The 15,575-nt window shown below is 67.4% G+C and carries 10 protein-coding genes and 1 pseudogene; 6 read left to right on the top strand and 5 right to left on the bottom strand.

Features of this window, described 5'->3' with window-relative positions; translation table 11 throughout:
* Positions 1–205 precede the first annotated feature (205 nt).
* The 3 genes from phbB to ABE571_RS12240 are packed head-to-tail and all read right to left on the bottom strand — an operon-like array spanning position 206 to position 3,522.
* Positions 206–946 carry an acetoacetyl-CoA reductase gene (phbB, locus tag ABE571_RS12250; protein WP_019183776.1) on the bottom strand — a complete coding sequence of 247 codons (741 nt, stop codon included), beginning with the start codon at positions 944–946 and terminating at the stop codon, positions 206–208.
* 25 nt (positions 947–971) lie between these two features.
* Positions 972–2,300: a CitMHS family transporter gene (locus ABE571_RS12245; protein WP_070473693.1), complete on the bottom strand. Its 1,329-nt coding sequence runs from the start codon at positions 2,298–2,300 to the stop codon at positions 972–974.
* A 40-nt stretch (positions 2,301–2,340) separates the two neighbouring features.
* A complete protein-coding gene (locus tag ABE571_RS12240; RefSeq protein WP_313219627.1) occupies positions 2,341–3,522 on the bottom strand; it encodes a porin in 1,182 nt (393 codons plus the stop codon).
* 156 nt (positions 3,523–3,678) lie between these two features.
* On the opposite strand from ABE571_RS12240, the gene ABE571_RS12235 reads away from it, so the two are divergent.
* From ABE571_RS12235 to ABE571_RS12220, 4 genes are all read left to right on the top strand, one after another.
* Positions 3,679–4,377 (top strand): response regulator transcription factor, encoded by a 699-nt coding sequence (locus ABE571_RS12235; protein WP_313209135.1) that lies wholly within the window; start codon positions 3,679–3,681, stop codon positions 4,375–4,377.
* Positions 4,367–5,749, top strand: coding sequence for a sensor histidine kinase (locus tag ABE571_RS12230; RefSeq protein WP_346493778.1), 1,383 nt, complete (start codon positions 4,367–4,369; stop codon positions 5,747–5,749). Before ABE571_RS12235 ends, ABE571_RS12230 begins: the two co-directional genes overlap by 11 nt.
* Positions 5,746–6,798, top strand: a complete 1,053-nt coding sequence (locus ABE571_RS12225; protein WP_346493777.1) for an ABC transporter substrate-binding protein — start codon at positions 5,746–5,748, stop codon at positions 6,796–6,798. Before ABE571_RS12230 ends, ABE571_RS12225 begins: the two co-directional genes overlap by 4 nt.
* Before the next feature lie 104 nt (positions 6,799–6,902).
* The gene (locus ABE571_RS12220; RefSeq protein ID WP_346483163.1) at positions 6,903–7,553 is read left to right on the top strand and encodes a response regulator transcription factor; all 651 of its coding nucleotides are present in this window, start codon (positions 6,903–6,905) and stop codon (positions 7,551–7,553) included.
* A gap of 10 nt (positions 7,554–7,563) precedes the next feature.
* On the opposite strand, the gene ABE571_RS12215 is transcribed toward ABE571_RS12220, so the two are convergent.
* Both ABE571_RS12215 and ABE571_RS12210 read right to left on the bottom strand, forming a co-directional pair.
* A complete protein-coding gene (locus ABE571_RS12215; protein WP_346493781.1) occupies positions 7,564–10,209 on the bottom strand; it encodes a PAS-domain containing protein in 2,646 nt (881 codons plus the stop codon).
* Positions 10,210–10,287: 78 nt separating this feature from the next.
* A pseudogene (locus tag ABE571_RS12210) lies at positions 10,288–11,451 on the bottom strand (porin); the annotation flags it as partial.
* 261 nt (positions 11,452–11,712) lie between these two features.
* On the opposite strand from ABE571_RS12210, the gene ABE571_RS12205 reads away from it, so the two are divergent.
* Together ABE571_RS12205 and ABE571_RS12200 are read left to right on the top strand one after the other, a co-directional pair.
* On the top strand, positions 11,713–13,062 hold the full coding sequence (locus tag ABE571_RS12205) for a dicarboxylate/amino acid:cation symporter (RefSeq protein ID WP_121039654.1): 1,350 nt from the start codon (positions 11,713–11,715) through the stop codon (positions 13,060–13,062).
* Between the two features lie 199 nt (positions 13,063–13,261).
* Entirely contained in the window at positions 13,262–15,553 is a 2,292-nt protein-coding gene (locus ABE571_RS12200; RefSeq protein WP_121039652.1) for an NADP-dependent malic enzyme, read from the top strand.
* Positions 15,554–15,575 lie beyond the last annotated feature (22 nt).

The following is a 15,575-nucleotide window of genomic DNA, read 5'->3' as shown; positions in this document are numbered from 1 at the left end:
CCGCCCCTGGGTCGGTGGTGCCGGTAGTGCCGGCCGCTGGCCGGCAACCCCATCACCCCGTCAGCGCGAGGCGCCGGCCAGCGGCCGGCACTACCAAGACGACGTCCACACAACGCAAATCAGCCAAAAAAAAGCCGCGATGCCAACCAGCATCGCGGCTCACCTCGTGGGGGAGGCCACGCATCACGTGGGATGCGCAAAACCGTCAGAACATGTGCAGACCACCGTTCACCGCATAATCCGCACCCGTCACATACGCCGCATCGTCCGACGCCAACCACGCACACAGACTCGCCACCTCCTCCGGCTTGCCCAAGCGGCGGATCGGCACCGAGCCCGCCAGACGATCCAGCACATCCGGCGGAAAACTGCTGATCGACTGACTCGCGATATACCCCGGCGAAATCGTATTCACCGTCACGCCCCGCGTCGCCACCTCATTGGCCAACGCCCGGCTGAAACCATGCATCGCCGCCTTCGCCGTCGCGAAGTTCACCTGGCCGATCTGGCCCTTGTGCGCACTCACCGAGCCGATGTTCACGATCCGGCCCCAGCCGCGCGTGCTCATGCCATCGATCACCTGCTTGGTGATGTTGAACAGCGCATGCAGGTTCGACCCCATCACCGCATTCCAATCATCCGGGCTCATCTGGCGGAACAGCACATCGCGGCTGCCGCCGGCATTGTTGACCAGCACATCGATCTCGCCGACTTCGGCCTTCACCTTGGCGAACGCGGCCACCGTCGACGCCCAGTCCGCGGCATTGCCTTCCGAGGCGATGAAATCGAAGCCCAGTTCGCGTTGCTCGCGCAGCCAGGCGGCTTTGCGCGGTGAATTGGGGGCGCAGCCGGCGACCACGGTGTGGCCGTTGCGGGCCAGCTTCTGGCAGATGGCAGTGCCGACACTGCCCATGGCGCTGGTGACGTAAGCGATGCGAAGAGTCATGGCGGAAGGCTCCTTGGTAGGCGGATCAGGACGCAAGCGGATACAGGCCGAACAGCAGCCCACCGAACATCAGCAGCATCGAAATGGCGATGGCCCACTTCAGGGTGAACTTCTGGTGATCGGCGAACTCCACCTTGGCCAGGCCGACCAGCAGGTAGGTCGAGGGCACCAGCGGGCTGAGCAGATGCACCGGCTGGCCGGCCAGCGAGGCACGCGCCATCTCCACCGGCGTGATGCCGTAGTTGCCGGCCGCTTCGGACAGGATCGGCAGCACGCCGAAGTAGAAGGCGTCGTTGGACATGAAGAAGGTGAACGGCATCGAGGCCAGCGCGGTGATCACCGCCAGGTAGGGGCCCCAGCTGTCGGGAATGATCGCCAGGAAGCTGTGCGACATCGCCTCGACCATGCCGGTGTTGTTGAGGATGCCGGTGAAGATGCCCGCCGCGAAGATCAGCGAGACCACCGACAGCACGTTGCCGGCATGGTTGACCACGCGGCGCCGCTGCTCGGCCAGGTTCGGGTAGTTGATCACCAGGGCGATCGCGAAGCCGACCATGAACAGGACCGGCATCGGCAGCACGCCCAGGATCAGCGCGGTCATCAGGGCGATGGTCAGGCCCAGATTGACCCACAGCAGCTTCGGGCGCTTGGTGTCCTCGGCGTCTTCCACCGTCGGCAGCGTGTTGCCATCATCGGAGACGCTGTTGTCCATCCAGCTCCCGCCCTGCGGCAGGGTCACCACGCCCAGGCGACGGCGTTCCTTCATGCCCAGGTACCAGGCCAGCACCAGCACGCCGGCGCAGGCGATCACCATCGAGGGAATCAGCGGCACAAAGACGTCGGCCGGGTCCACGTGCAGCGCGGTGGCGGCACGGGCGGTCGGCCCGCCCCACGGGGTGAGGTTCATCACGCCACCGGCGAGGATGGTCACGCAGGTCATGTTCAACGCGTTCATGCCCAGGCGCTGATACAACGGCAGCATCGCCGACACGGTGATCATGTAGGTGGTCGAGCCATCGCCGTCGAGCGAGATCAGCATCGCCAGGATGGCGGTGCCGAGCACGATCTTCATCGGGTCGCCCTTGACGAAGCGCAGGATGATCCGCACCAGCGGATCGAACAGGCCCGCATCGATCATCACCCCGAAGTACAGGATGGCGAACATCAGCATCACGCCGGTCGGCGCGATCTTCTTGATGCCTTCCAGCATCATGTCGTCGATGCCGGCCGCGAAGCCGCCGATCAGCGCGAACAGGATCGGAATGGTGATGAGGGCGACCAGCGGCGAGAGCCGCTTGCTCATGATCAAATACATGAATGTAATGACCATGCCAAAGCCGAGGATGCTCAGCATCATCTGCATTCTCCAGAAGAAACGGTGCGGAAAGTAGGCATCAGAAGTCGTACTGCAGGCGGCCGGTGACCGCGCGCGTGCGATCCACGGTGGCGTCGGCCAGGCGGTCGCGGTTGCGGCTTTCGATCAGGTTGAGCATGAAGCGCAGGTTCGGGCGCATGTACCAGTTGCCACCCAGCGTCCACGCCTCGGTCTGGCCGTCGCGCAGGTCCGGCTGGCCGATCAGGTGCTGGTCGCCGCGCATCTGGTCATAGCGCAGTGCCAGTTCGAACGCGCCGGCGGTGTGCTGGAAATCCTTGACCCGGCCGAAGCGCCCCGTCTTGCGGTCGTACACGCGCGATTCGCCGGTGACGAACCAGCTGACCAGGCTGTAGCCGGCCAGCACCTTGCCGCGCTGGCTGCCGTCGTCGAAGGTGGCGCCGCTGAATTCGCCCTGCCAGGACAGCGGCCCGTTCACCTGTGCGTACTCCAGCGACCACTTGTTGACGTCGGTGTCGCGCCCGGCCGAGAAATCGACCAGGGTCAGGCGGCTGTTGTCCGAGAGATGGCCGGCCGGGCGCGGGCGGATGCGCAGGGCGGGGACGCCGTCGGCGCCAGGGGTGTCGTAGCGCTCATGCGCCAACGACACGCCCAGGTGCAGGACATCACCGGCGGTGGCGCCGGGGGCCCAGGTCGCACGGCCACCGGCGGCACGGCCCTTGACCTGCCACGCGTCGATGCTCTCCAGGCTGTAGGCGCTGGCGGCCCACGTCATGTCGCCGCGCGCGGCCTGCCAGGAGGCGCCGAGGCGATACAGCGGCGCCAGCGTGGTGCCGGCATTGCCGCGCTCCAGGAAGCTGCCGTAGTTCGAACTGGTGCGGTCATCCAGCGAGAAGAACTGCTTGAACTGGCCCACGGTGAGCTTGCCGGCATCGCCGAAGCTGCGGCTGACGAACACATCCTTGGCCTCGACCCGGTCGCCGGAAAAATCCGCTTCCAGCTTGTAGTCGACCACGAAGAACTTGCCGGATACGTCAAGCCATGCGCGACGGATCTCGGTGTCGTCCTTGTTCGGCGTGCCGCGGCGGTCGTTGTGGAAATCGGCGAAGTCCAGGTGCAGGCGGCCGCCAAGGCTGGCCGTGACCGGGCGGTCGTCAGTGTTGTCGTCGGCGGCCCAGGCGGGTGCGGCCAACAACAGCGTGCAGGCGGCCGGCAGGCACCAGCGCAGTGTGTTCAGTTCCATGGCCCCTCCCAGGTACCGTGTGTTCGGTGGTGTCGCGTTGGCGCAGCCTAGTGCCGGGATGCTGTCATCCACCTGTCAGCCATTGCTGCACCGCAGCGAAGCGCACGGGTGCGGCCGCACGCGCTAGCATTCGTGCACCTTTCCCGATCCCGACCGATGCGCATCCTGCTGGTGGAAGACAACCCGGACCTGGCCGACGCGATCGTCCGCCGCATGCGCCGCAGTGGGCATGCCGTGGATTGGCAGAGCGACGGCCTGGCCGCAGCGAGCGTGCTGCGCTACCAGTCGTTCGATCTGGTCGTACTCGATATCGGCCTACCCAAACTGGATGGGCTGCGCGTACTGGCCGGCATGCGTGAGCGCGGTGACAGCACCCCGGTGCTGATGCTGACCGCGCGCGATGGCATCGAAGACCGAGTGCAGGCGCTGGATGTCGGCGCGGACGATTACCTCGGCAAGCCGTTCGATTTCCGCGAGTTCGAAGCGCGCTGCCGCGTGCTCTTGCGGCGCACCCGTGGCCAGGCCAGCGAGGTGGTGCAGATCGGTGGCTTCCAGTTCGACAACGCCGCGCACCGGGTCAGTCTGGACGGCCAGCCGATCGAGCTGCCCAACCGCGAGTACCGTCTGCTGGAGATCCTGATGGGTCGCCTGGGGCAGGTGGTCGGCAAGGACGAGATCGGCAACGGCCTGTTCGGCTTCGACGATGAGGCCGGTCCCAACGCGATCGAACTGTATGTCGGGCGCCTGCGCCGCAAACTGGCCGAGGCACCGCTGCGCATCGTGACCGTGCGCGGCAGCGGCTATCTGCTTGAGGCGCACGATGCGGCGGCCGAGGGCAGTGCCGATGGTGACTGAGGCCCGCGCGCCCACCTCGATCCGGCGCACGCTGTGGCTGTATCTGGGCGGCTTGATGGCGCTGTTCGCGGTCGCGTTGTTCTTCGGTGCGCGTGACTACGGCCAGCGTGCCGCCAACCGTTCCTACGATCACCTGCTGGTGTCATCGGCGCTTTCGATCATCGATTCGGTGGCGCTGGTGGATGCGCAGTGGCAGGTGGATCTGCCGTACGCCTCGCTCGACCTGCTGGCCATGGCGCCGGAAGACCGCGTGTTCTATCGCGTCTTCGATGCGCGCAACCAGACCGTGACCGGCTACGGCGATCTGCCGGCGCCGCCGCGCGCGCCGAGCGATCGCCCGCAGTTGTTCGACGCGCCCTACAGCGGTGAGACCGTGCGCTTCGTGGTGGTGTCGCGGCGGGTGTCATCACCGTCCGCGCAGGCCGAGGTGCGTGTGCAGGTCGGGCAGACCCGGCGGGCGCGCGAGGCGCTGGCACAGGACATGGTCACCCGCGCGCTGGTCGCGATCGTCGTGCTTTCGCTGTTGTCGCTGGCGCTGGTCGCGCTCGGCGTTCACCGGGCGCTGCGGCCGCTGGTGCGGGTCGAACGCGAACTGTCCAGACGCGAACCGTCCGACCTGCGGCCGCTGGACGCCGCCACACCGCAGGAAATGGACCAGATGGTTGGTGCGCTGAACCACTTCATGGGCCGGCTGTCGACCAGCAATGAAACGCTGCGCGCCTTCATGGCCGAGGCCGCGCACCAGATGCGCACGCCGCTGGCGGCCCTGCGCGCGCAGGCCCAGCTCGCGCTGGATGATGAACATCCGGAGGACATGCGACGCAGCCTGCAGGCGATCGAGCGCAACGCGACGCACATGAGCCGCCTTCTCAATCAGCTGCTCAGCGATGCCAGCGTGATCCATCGCGCGAACCTGCAGCGTTTCGCCCTGGTCGACCTGGCCGAGATCGTGCACCAGGCCCTGCACGAGGCCTTGCCGCAGGCATTGCCCGCACCTCGCGTACAGCTGGCGGTGACCAGCGATCCGGCGTGGGTCAACGGGGATGCACTGCTGCTGCGCGAAGCGATCAAGAACCTGATCGACAATGCGCTCAAATACGGCGGCGACGGCGTACTGCAGCTGGCGCTGACCACCGATGACAGCCACTGCGTGCTGACCATCGCCGACCACGGTCCCGGGATCGCGGCCGCCGATGCGGAGCGGGTGTTCGAACGCTTCGCGCGCGGCGAAGGCGCGGCGGCCGGCGGCGCCGGACTGGGCCTGGCGATCGTCAAACGCGTGGTCGACAGTCATGGCGGCCACATCGATCTGGCCAACCGTGTGGGTGGCGGGCTGGTCGCCACCATCCGGCTGCCGAGGAGGCACGCATGAAACGCTGGCATGGCCTGTTGATGTTGCTGTTCACCACCACGGTCTTCGCTGATCCGGGTGATGTGCAGCGCTTCCCGGCACAGGGCGCGCCCACCGCGCAGCTGCGCATCCACGGCTCGACCGACATCGAAGTCTTCGCCACGGTGATCGCCGACTACCAGCGCCTGCATCCCGGCACGGAGATCGTCTACGAGGACATCATCACGCAGGACATGTATGCGCGCTACCTGCGCGATCGCAGCGGTCCGGCTTCACCGGACATGCTGATCAGCAGTGGCATGGACCTGCAGGCCAAGCTGGTCAACGACGGCCATGCGCTACCGCACCGCTCGGCGCAGACCGATGCGTTGCCCGCTTGGGCGCAGTGGCGGCATGAGGCATTCGGGATCAGCTACGAGCCGGTGGCGATGGTCTACAACACGCGCATGCTGCCGGCGGCGCGGGTGCCGCACACGCGGCGTCAATTGCTGGAGCTGCTGCGGGCGCCGGATGCGCCGTTGCTGGGCCGGGTGGGGACCTACGATGTGCAGCGCAGCAGTGTCGGCTATCTGCTTGCCACCCAGGACGGCCAACGCGGCAGCATGGCCGGCGCGCTGCTTGGAGCGCTGGGCGACAACCGCGTGCAGCTGGAGGAGCGCACCGGCGTGCTGCTCGACCGGGTCAGCAGCGGCCAGCTCTCGCTGGTCTACAACGTGCTGGGCTCGTATGCGCAGGCGCGCATCGATGCCGGTGCGCCGCTGGGCATCATCGAGCCGGAGGACTACACCCTGGTGATGCTGCGCACCGCGGTGATCCCGCGCGGCGGCAAGCACCCCGATGAAGCCCGCCGGTTCCTGGATTATCTGCTGTCGCCCCGTGGACAACAGGTGCTCTCCCGCGAAGCGCGGTTGATGCCGATCCTGCCCGCGGCGGGCCAACGGCGGGGCGCCTCGCCCGAGCGCAGCTACCGCCCGATCCAACTCGGCCCTGGCCTGCTGGTGTACCTGGACGGCCTCAAGCGCCGCCAGTTCCTGGACGCATGGCGGGGCAGCATGCAGCAGGGGCGGTGAGGCCGCTGGCGGCATCACCGCCCCTGCTGCCCGCGCATTCCATCTGCGCCGCCAGGAAGCGGTAGTGACGGCCGCTGGCCGTCAACCTCATTACAATCGACCCCATGAGTGACATCACCGTTCTGGTCGCCGACGACCATCCCCTGCTGCGTGCTGCGGTCGTGCATTCGCTGCGCCAGGCGCTGCTGCAGGTCAATGTGATCGAAGTGGCCAGCGCCGCGACGCTGGAGAGCGCGCTCGATCAGCATGCAGAGATCGAGCTGGTCCTGCTCGATCTGACCATGCCCGGTGCACGCGGGTTCTCCTCGCTGCTGCATGTACGCGGCGCGCATCCGGATGTGCCGGTGGTGATCGTGTCCTCCAACGACCACCCGCGGGTGATCCGGCGTGCGCAGCAGTTCGGCGCGGCCGGCTTCATTCCCAAGTCGGCGCCGGCCGAGACCATCGGCCAGGCCGTGGCCGCCGTGCTCGACGGCGGCGTGTGGTTCCCGGCAATGGCTGCGCAACGTTCTGAATCCGATGCCCTGCTGGCCGCGCGCCTGGCCCAGCTCACCCCGCAGCAGTTCCGCGTGCTGCTGAGCCTGGCCGACGGCCTGCTCAACAAGCAGATCGCCTACGAACTGGGCCTGGCCGAGAACACGGTCAAGGTGCACGTCACCGCCATCCTGAAGAAGCTCGAGTGCCACAGCCGAACGCAGGCGGCGGTGCTGGTGAAAGCGCTGGAGCCGGAAGGGGATGCCGGCGCCGGACTGTAGAGGCTCAACCTCAGCTGCGATGCCGCACCAGCAGTTGTGTCATCAGCGCCCGCAACGCCGGTGGGCGTACCGGCTTGGACAGGAAGCCCCAGCCATTCTCCATCGCCTGCGCCTTCAACGCATCGTCGCGCTCGGCGGTGACCAGGATCACCGGTGGGCGTGCGTGCCACAGCGTGCACAGTGCTTCGTACAGGTCCGGGCCGTGCCACTGGCCCATGCGCACGTCCAGCAGCAGCAACTGCGGCGGGTTGAAGGCCGAGGCGATCTCCAGCGCCGGCTGCGGGCCATCGGCCAGCGCCACCGTGCATCCCCAGCGTTCCAGCAGCGCGCGGGTAGCCGCGCATACGCGCGGGTCGTCGTCGATGCTCCAAACCCGGCAGCCGCGCAGCGGGCTGTCGTCGCCCGGCTCGGCGTTCGGCACCGGGGCGGCGGCGGGAAGGGGTACGTCGGCGGCGGCGCCCAGCGGTACGTCCACCGCGAACACGCTGCCGCTGCCCAGGGTGGAACGCAGGTGGATGCGGTGCCCCAGCAGGCGGCCGATGCGCTCGACAATCGCCAGGCCCAGCCCGGCGCCGCGCTCCTGGTCCACGCCGTCATCCAGGCGGCGGAACTCTTCGAAGATCTCGCGCTGCAGGCTCTCGGGAATGCCCGGGCCCTGATCGTGCACTTCGATACGCAGCTGATCGCCGACGCGCCGGCAGCCAATGAGCACGCGGCCGCGCGGGGTGTAGCGCAGCGCGTTGGAGAGGAAGTTCTGCAGGATGCGGCGCAGCAGGGCTTCGTCGCTCACCACCACCGCGCAGGTGTCCACCCAGTCCAGCTGCAGACCACGGCCTTCGGCGGCAATGCCGAATTCGCGCGCCAGCGTTTCCAGCAGCGGCGACAGCGCGAAGGCATGCACGTGGGTCTGCAACGTGCCGGACTCCAGCCGCGAGATGTCCAGCAGGCTGTTGAGGATGGAATCCTGCGCGGCCAGTGCAGCGTCGACATGCTCGCTCAATTCCCGCGCATCGCCGCCCAGCTTGCCGCGCAACACCGAGACGAACATGCGCGCCGCGTTGAGCGGCTGCAGCAGATCGTGCACCGCCGAGGCCACGAATCGTGATTTGTAGCGGTTGGCGCGCTCGGCCTCGCGCCGTGCTTCGTCCAGATCGCGGGTGCGCTCGGCCACGCGATGCTCCAGGGCATCGGCCAGCGAGCGCAGCTCGCGCGCGGTGTTCTTGTAGCTGGTGATGTCTGCATAGCTGGTCACGAAGCCGCCGTCGGGCAGGGGATTACCGCGTATTTCCAGCACGGTGCCGTCGTCCTTCTCGCTCTCGCGCATGTGCGGGCGGCCGCTGCGCAGATGGTTGAGGCGACGCTCGATCGCTTCTTCGATCGGCCCGGGCCCGAGCAGGCCACGGCGCGCGTTGAAGCGGAAAATCTCTTCGATCGGCCGCCCGACCTGGATCAGGCCGGACGGAAACCGGAACAGCTCCAGATAGCGCGCGTTCCACGCCACCAGCCTCTGTTCGTTGTCGATCACCACCACGCCCTGCGGCAGGTGGGCCAGGCTGCGGCTGAGACCGCTGTCGGCCTGCTGGGCGGCCTGCAGTACACCGTCCTGCGCGGTACGCAGCTCCTGCGCATGCTGTTTGAGTACGCTTTCCAGCTCACGCCGGCTGCGCTGGCGATGGGCGGCCAGGCGCCGCCGCTGCTGGATGAACAACACCAGGAAGCCCAGTGCCAGCCATGCCGCACCGCCGCCGATGGCGGCACTGCGCCCGGCGCTGGTGGCAGCGCCGGCATCGTGCAGCAGGTGCAGGTTCCACTGCTCCTCGGGCAGTGCCAGAGTCTGCCAGAGCATCTCGCCCGGCAGCACAGGATCGAGCAGGTGGACCATGCGGCCGCCATCGTCCAGCACGCTGCCGGTGCGTACCCGCAGCGGTTGCAGCGAGCGGTCGGCGTACTGGCGGCTGTCGAGCATCTCGCGGCGTTCGGTGGCGCCCAGCGGGCGCAGCAGCCGGTAGCGCCAGGCGTCGCGGTTGGCCAGGAACACCACATCGTGCTCGTCACTGGCCAGCACCACGTCCGGGCTGGTCAGCCATTCCTGCTCCAGCGCGGCCAGTTCGATCTTGATCACCACCACGCCGATGCGCGCGCCGTCTTCCTCGATCGCCTGCGACAGGTAGTAGCCGGGCACGCCGGTGGTCATGCCGATGCCGTAGAACCGGCCGTGGCCGGTGGCCAGCGCCTGGCGGTAGTAGGGGCGGTAGCTGTAGTCCTCGCCGACGTTGCTGCTGGCCTGGTCCCAGTTGCTGGCGGCCACGGCCACGCCGTTACGCCCGACCAGGGTCAGGGTGGAGGCGCGGGTGACCTGGTTGGCGCGCTGCAGTTTCAGGTTCAGCCGCTGGCGGGCGGCGGCATCGGGGCGCCGCTGCAGCGCCCCGCGCAGGTCCGGGTCCAGCGCCAGCACCTGCGGCAGCGTGCCGAAGCGGTCGATGCGCTGCTGCAGGCCTTGGGCGTACAGCTCCAGCTGGCGCTGTACCTGGCCGCTCTCGGCGGCCAGCGCGCGGCGCCAGGCGTAGTGGCCGGCCGCGGCCGCGCACAGCACGGTCCCGCCGATCATCACCAGCAGGGTCAACAGCAGGGTGCGGTGGCGGCCGAGCCAGTACATGGGCGGCAGTCTACGATCGCGCGGCGGGCGTGGGGTGGACGCCCCCCCCGCCGGTTGCGGGCGGCGGCGCCGGGCGCAGAAGTGACTCTGCGCGCGCAGGTCGAAGATTTCCGGCTGGCGGCGCACGCCGCGCCGGCTGGCATCGACCTTGACGTAGTTCGCCTGGAACTTGAAGTGCGAGGTCAGGTACCAGTTGGCGCCGATGGTCCAATCATGCTGGCGGCCGCCGAACACGTCGGCATCGTCCAGATCGATACGGCTGTAGCGGGTCACCAGCTCCACCGCGCCGTAGTCGTGGGCCGGCTTGACGTTGGCCACGGCACCGGCGTTGTACGGGCGCGATTCGCCGGTCAGGATCCAGCTGGCCATCGCGTACTGGCCGTTGCCGGTGTAATCCGGCTTGCCGTCACGGCTGACCGTGGTCTGCAGCGCTTCGCCCTGCAGCGAGAACGGGCCGCGGATCCAGATGCCTTCCAGTCCGGTGCGCACGATCTTGTCGGCGGTGGTCAGGGCACCGGAGTCGACCAGGCGGATGTCGGTCAGGCCGGCTTCCGGACGCGCACGCAGGCGCGCGCTGGCGGCATGCGAGACATCACGGCCATCGCGGTAGCCGCGCGGGTTTTCCTGCGAATAGGCCAGGCCCAGGTGGACCACGTCGCCTGCGGCCTTGACCGGGGTCCACACGCCGCGCACGGCCTGGGTGGTGCCGGGGTTGTCGCCCTGCAGGTCCTTGCCGCCATAGGCGCCGGCCTGCAACAGGTACTGCGGGCGCTCCAGCACCCATTCGGCACCGGTGCGGCGGCCTTCGTAGAACGCCTGCACGGGCAGGGCCGTTTCCAGGAAGCTGCCGGCGCGCGAGGAGGTGCCGGCATCCAGGCCGACCGGGGTCTTCATGTAGCCGAAGCGGAAGCGGCCGATGTCGCTGCCGAAGAAGGCCTTGCTTTCGAAGCGCACGAACACATCCAGCCAGGTGTCGGCCTGGAAGTCGTAATAGACCATGGCGTCGTACACGCCCTTCTTCTTCAGGGTCGCGCCGAACTCCTTGCGGCGCACGGCGTCGGCATCTTCGATGCCACTGCCGTCGGAGAAGTCGTTGAGGTCGTAGGCAATGTTGGCCGTGGCTGCCAGCTCGGTACCGTCACTGAAGGTGGTCTTGGTCGGCCAGTTGTCCCAGTCGGCCGCGGTGGCGGCGAGCGGGGCGGTGGTCAGGGCCAGGGCGATGAACAGGGGCGTAGGGCGCATGGGCGGTAGCTGCTAGATAAGGGTGGGGCAGAACAACAACGGCCGCGGACGGCAAATCTGTGGGTCTCTCCCCCTGATCCGCTGCCGGGCCACCCGCCGCCGTGGGGGCGCGGTGCCGGGGCAGTGTAGGCAGTCCGGCCAGCTGAACCGGGGGGCTAGTACCAATAGGTTATCTGCGTTGGCGAGATGCGGGCGTAAAAAGGCCACGCCAGATGCCGCCCAGCGCGGCCGGCATCCTTCGTGACACTGCCGGAGCTTTCCATGCACGTTCCCACCACCGCCCCGCTGGCGGCCAAGCCGCTGCCGTTCTACCGCCAACTGTATTTCCAGGTCGTGGTGGCGATCGTTCTCGGTGCCATCCTCGGCCATTACGAGCCGGCCTTCGCCGAATCGCTCAAGCCGCTGGGCGACGCCTTCATCAAGCTGGTGAAGATGATCATCGCCCCGGTGATCTTCCTGACCATCGTCACCGGCATCGCCGGCATGACCCACCTGCGCACCGTGGGCCGGGTCTTCGCCAAATCGATGGCCTACTTCCTGTTCTTCTCCACGCTGGCCCTGATCGTGGGCATGGTGGTGGCACACGTGGTGCAGCCGGGCGCGGGGATGAACATCAACCCGGCCGATCTGGACCAGACCGCCGTCAACGGCTATGTGCAGAAGTCGCATGAGCTGACCCTGGTCGGCTTCGCGCTGGACATCATCCCGGCCACCCTGGTCAGCGCCTTCGTCGAAGGCAACATCCTGCAGGTGCTGTTCGTGGCGGTGCTGTTCGGCATCGCGCTGGCCCTGACCGGCGCCAAGGGCCGCCCGGTGCTGACCTTCCTGGAAGCGCTGACCGCCCCGGTGTTCCGCCTGGTCCACATCCTGATGAAGGCGGCTCCGATCGGTGCGTTCGGCGCGATCGCCTTCACCATCGGCAAATACGGGGTCGGCTCGCTGGTCAACCTGGCCTGGCTGGTCGGCTCGTTCTACCTGACCGCCTTCCTGTTCGTGGCGGTGATCCTGGGCGTGGTCTGCCGCCTGTGCGGGTTCTCGGTGTTCAAGCTGGCCCGCTACCTCAAGGCCGAGCTGCTGCTGGTGCTGGGCACCTCCTCCTCGGAATCGGCGCTGCCCTCGCTGATGGAGAAGATGGAAAAGGCCGGCTGCAGCAAGTCCGTGGTGGGCCTGGTGGTCCCGACCGGCTACTCGTTCAACCTGGACGGCACCAACATCTACATGACCCTGGCGGCGCTGTTCATCGCCCAGGCGACCAATACCGAGCTGACCCTGGGCCACCAGATCGCCCTGCTGCTGGTGGCGATGCTCAGCTCCAAGGGCGCCGCCGGCGTCACCGGGGCCGGCTTCATCACCCTGGCCGCCACCCTGGCCGTGGTGCCGGAAGTGCCGGTGGCCGGCATGGCGCTGATCCTGGGGGTGGACCGCTTCATGAGCGAATGCCGCTCGCTGACCAACTTCATCGGCAATGCGGTGGCCACCGTGGTGGTCTCGCGCTGGGAGAACGCGCTGGATCGCGACCGCCTGGCGATGGTGCTGGACGGCCGCGAAGCCGAGCTGCCGCCGCTGGTCGTCGCCGACCTGCCGGACACGCTGCCGGCCCCGGCGCACTGAGCCCGATGACCTGATTGTGTGGTGCATGGTCGTGCCGTTCCTGCCGGGGCGTCGCGGCCATGTTTTATTTTGAAGGCCCGGTGCGCGGCGCTGGAATATGTGCGGTTGCAGCATGACCGCGACAGCGTAGCGACAGGTCCGTCCACGCCAACGGGGGTATGATCCCCTGTTCCTCTCGCCCATTCATCTGCAGAAAGCGATGTCCAACGAAGATTTCAAACAGGCAGCCCTCGACTATCACCGGCTCTCGCCGCCCGGCAAGATCAAGGTCACCGCGACCAAGCCGATGTTGACCCAGCGCGATCTGTCGTTGGCGTACTCCCCGGGCGTGGCACACGCCTGCGAGGCGATCATGGCCGACCCGCAGCAGGCCAGTGAACTGACCGCCCGCGGCAATCTTGTCGCCGTGATCTCCAATGGCACCGCCGTGCTGGGCCTGGGCAACATCGGCCCGCTGGCCGGCAAGCCGGTGATGGAAGGCAAGGGCGTGCTGTTCCAGAAGTTCGCCGGCATCGATGTGTTCGACATCGAGATCGATGAGAACGACCCGGACAAGCTGGTCGACATCATCGCCTCGCTGGAGCCGACCTTCGGCGGCATCAACCTGGAAGACATCAAGGCGCCGGAATGCTTCATCGTGGAGCGCAAGCTGCGCGAGCGCATGAACATCCCGGTGTTCCATGACGACCAGCACGGCACCGCGATCATCGTCGGCGCGGCGGTGCTCAACGCCATGCTCGTCACCGGCAAGAAGATCGAAGACGTGAAGCTGGCCACCACCGGCATGGGCGCAGCGGGTATCTCCTGCGTCAACATGCTGGTCTCGCTGGGCCTGAAGAAAGAGAACATCCTGGCCTTCGACCGCGACGGCGTGATCCACACCGGGCGCACCGATCTGGACCCGGAGAAGGCGCGTTACGCGCGTGATACCGACAAGCGCACGCTGGCCGAGATCGTCGATGGTGCGGACATCTTCCTGGGCCTGTCGGCCCCGGGCATCCTGACCGCGGACATGGTCAAGACCATGGCCAAGGATCCGGTGATCTTCGCCCTGGCCAACCCGACCCCGGAAATCATGCCGGAAGTGGCCCGTTCGGTCCGCCCGGACGCACTGATCGGTACCGGTCGTTCGGACTACCCGAACCAGATCAACAACGTGCTGTGCTTCCCGTACCTGTTCCGCGGTGCGCTGGACGTCGGTGCGACCGCGATCAACGAAGAAATGAAGATCGCCTGCGTGCACGCGATCGCCGCGATGGCACGCCGCGAGGCCAGCGACCTGGGCTCGGCCTATGGCGACGAGACCCCGAGCTTCGGCCGTGACTACCTGATTCCGCGTCCGTTCGATCGCCGCCTGCTGGTGGAGCTGTCGGCTGCCGTGGCGCAGGCCGCGATGGATTCCGGCGTAGCCACCCGTCCGGTCGCCGACATGGGCGCCTACCGCGAGAAGCTGGCCCAGTTCGTCTACCGCACCAGCCTGATGATGAAGCCGGTCTACGACCGCGCCCGCTCGGACAAGCAGCGCGTGGTGTACGCCGAAGGCGAGGAAGAAGTGGTGCTGCGCGCGGTGCAGAACGTGGTCGATGAAGGCCTGGCGCAGCCGATCCTGATCGGCCGCCCGGACGTGATCGAGGCCCGGGTCGAGCGCCTCGGCCTGCGCATGAAGGCCGGTGTCGATTTCGACATCACCAACATCAACGACGATCCGCGCTTCAACGAGTACTGGCAGTACTACCACAACCTCACCGGCCGTCGCGGTGTGACCGTGGCCGCCGCCAAGAACCTGATGCGCTCGCGCCCGACCCTGATCGCGGCAGTGATGGTGGCGCGTGGCGAAGCCGATGCGATGCTGACCGGCGTGGTCGGCCGCTTCCACAAGAAGCTTGGCTACGTGCGCAGCGTGCTGCCGCTGGAAGCCAAGGTGACCTCCACCTCGGCGATGACCGGCGTGATCAACCAGCAGGGCGTGTTCTTCTTCGTGGATACCCACGTGCAGGAAGACCCGACCGCCGAGCAGATCACCGAAGCGACGCTGCAGGCGGCGTATCGCATGAAGCTGTTCGGCATCGAACCGAAGGTGGCGCTGCTGTCGCACTCCAACTTCGGCAGCCACGACTCCAAGGACGCGCTGAAGATGCGGGCGGTCCGCGAGATGCTGCTCAAGCGCAACCCGCGCTTGAACGTGGATGGCGAAATGCAGGGCGATACCGCATGGGATGAAGCCCTGCGCCAGAAGCTGCTGCCCAACAGCACGCTCAAGGGCCGTGCGAACCTGTTCGTGCTGCCCAACCTGGAAGCGGCCAACATCGCCTACAACCTGGTACGCGTGTTCACCGACGGCGTGGCGATCGGCCCGATCCTGATGGGCGTGGCCAAGCCGGTGCACATCCTGACCACCAGCGCGACCTCGCGCCGCGTGCTCAACATGACCGCCATCGCGGCCGTGGATGCGCAGATCCGCAAGCAGCTTGAGGCGGAGAAGAACGCCTAAGGCGTTCTTTCCACCTCAATTT

It is taken from the genome of Stenotrophomonas sp. TWI273, assembly GCF_039674765.1.
GTDB lineage: Bacteria > Pseudomonadota > Gammaproteobacteria > Xanthomonadales > Xanthomonadaceae > Stenotrophomonas.
Note: the sequence above shows the minus strand (reverse complement) of the source record. Positions and strands in the feature narration are given on the sequence as shown.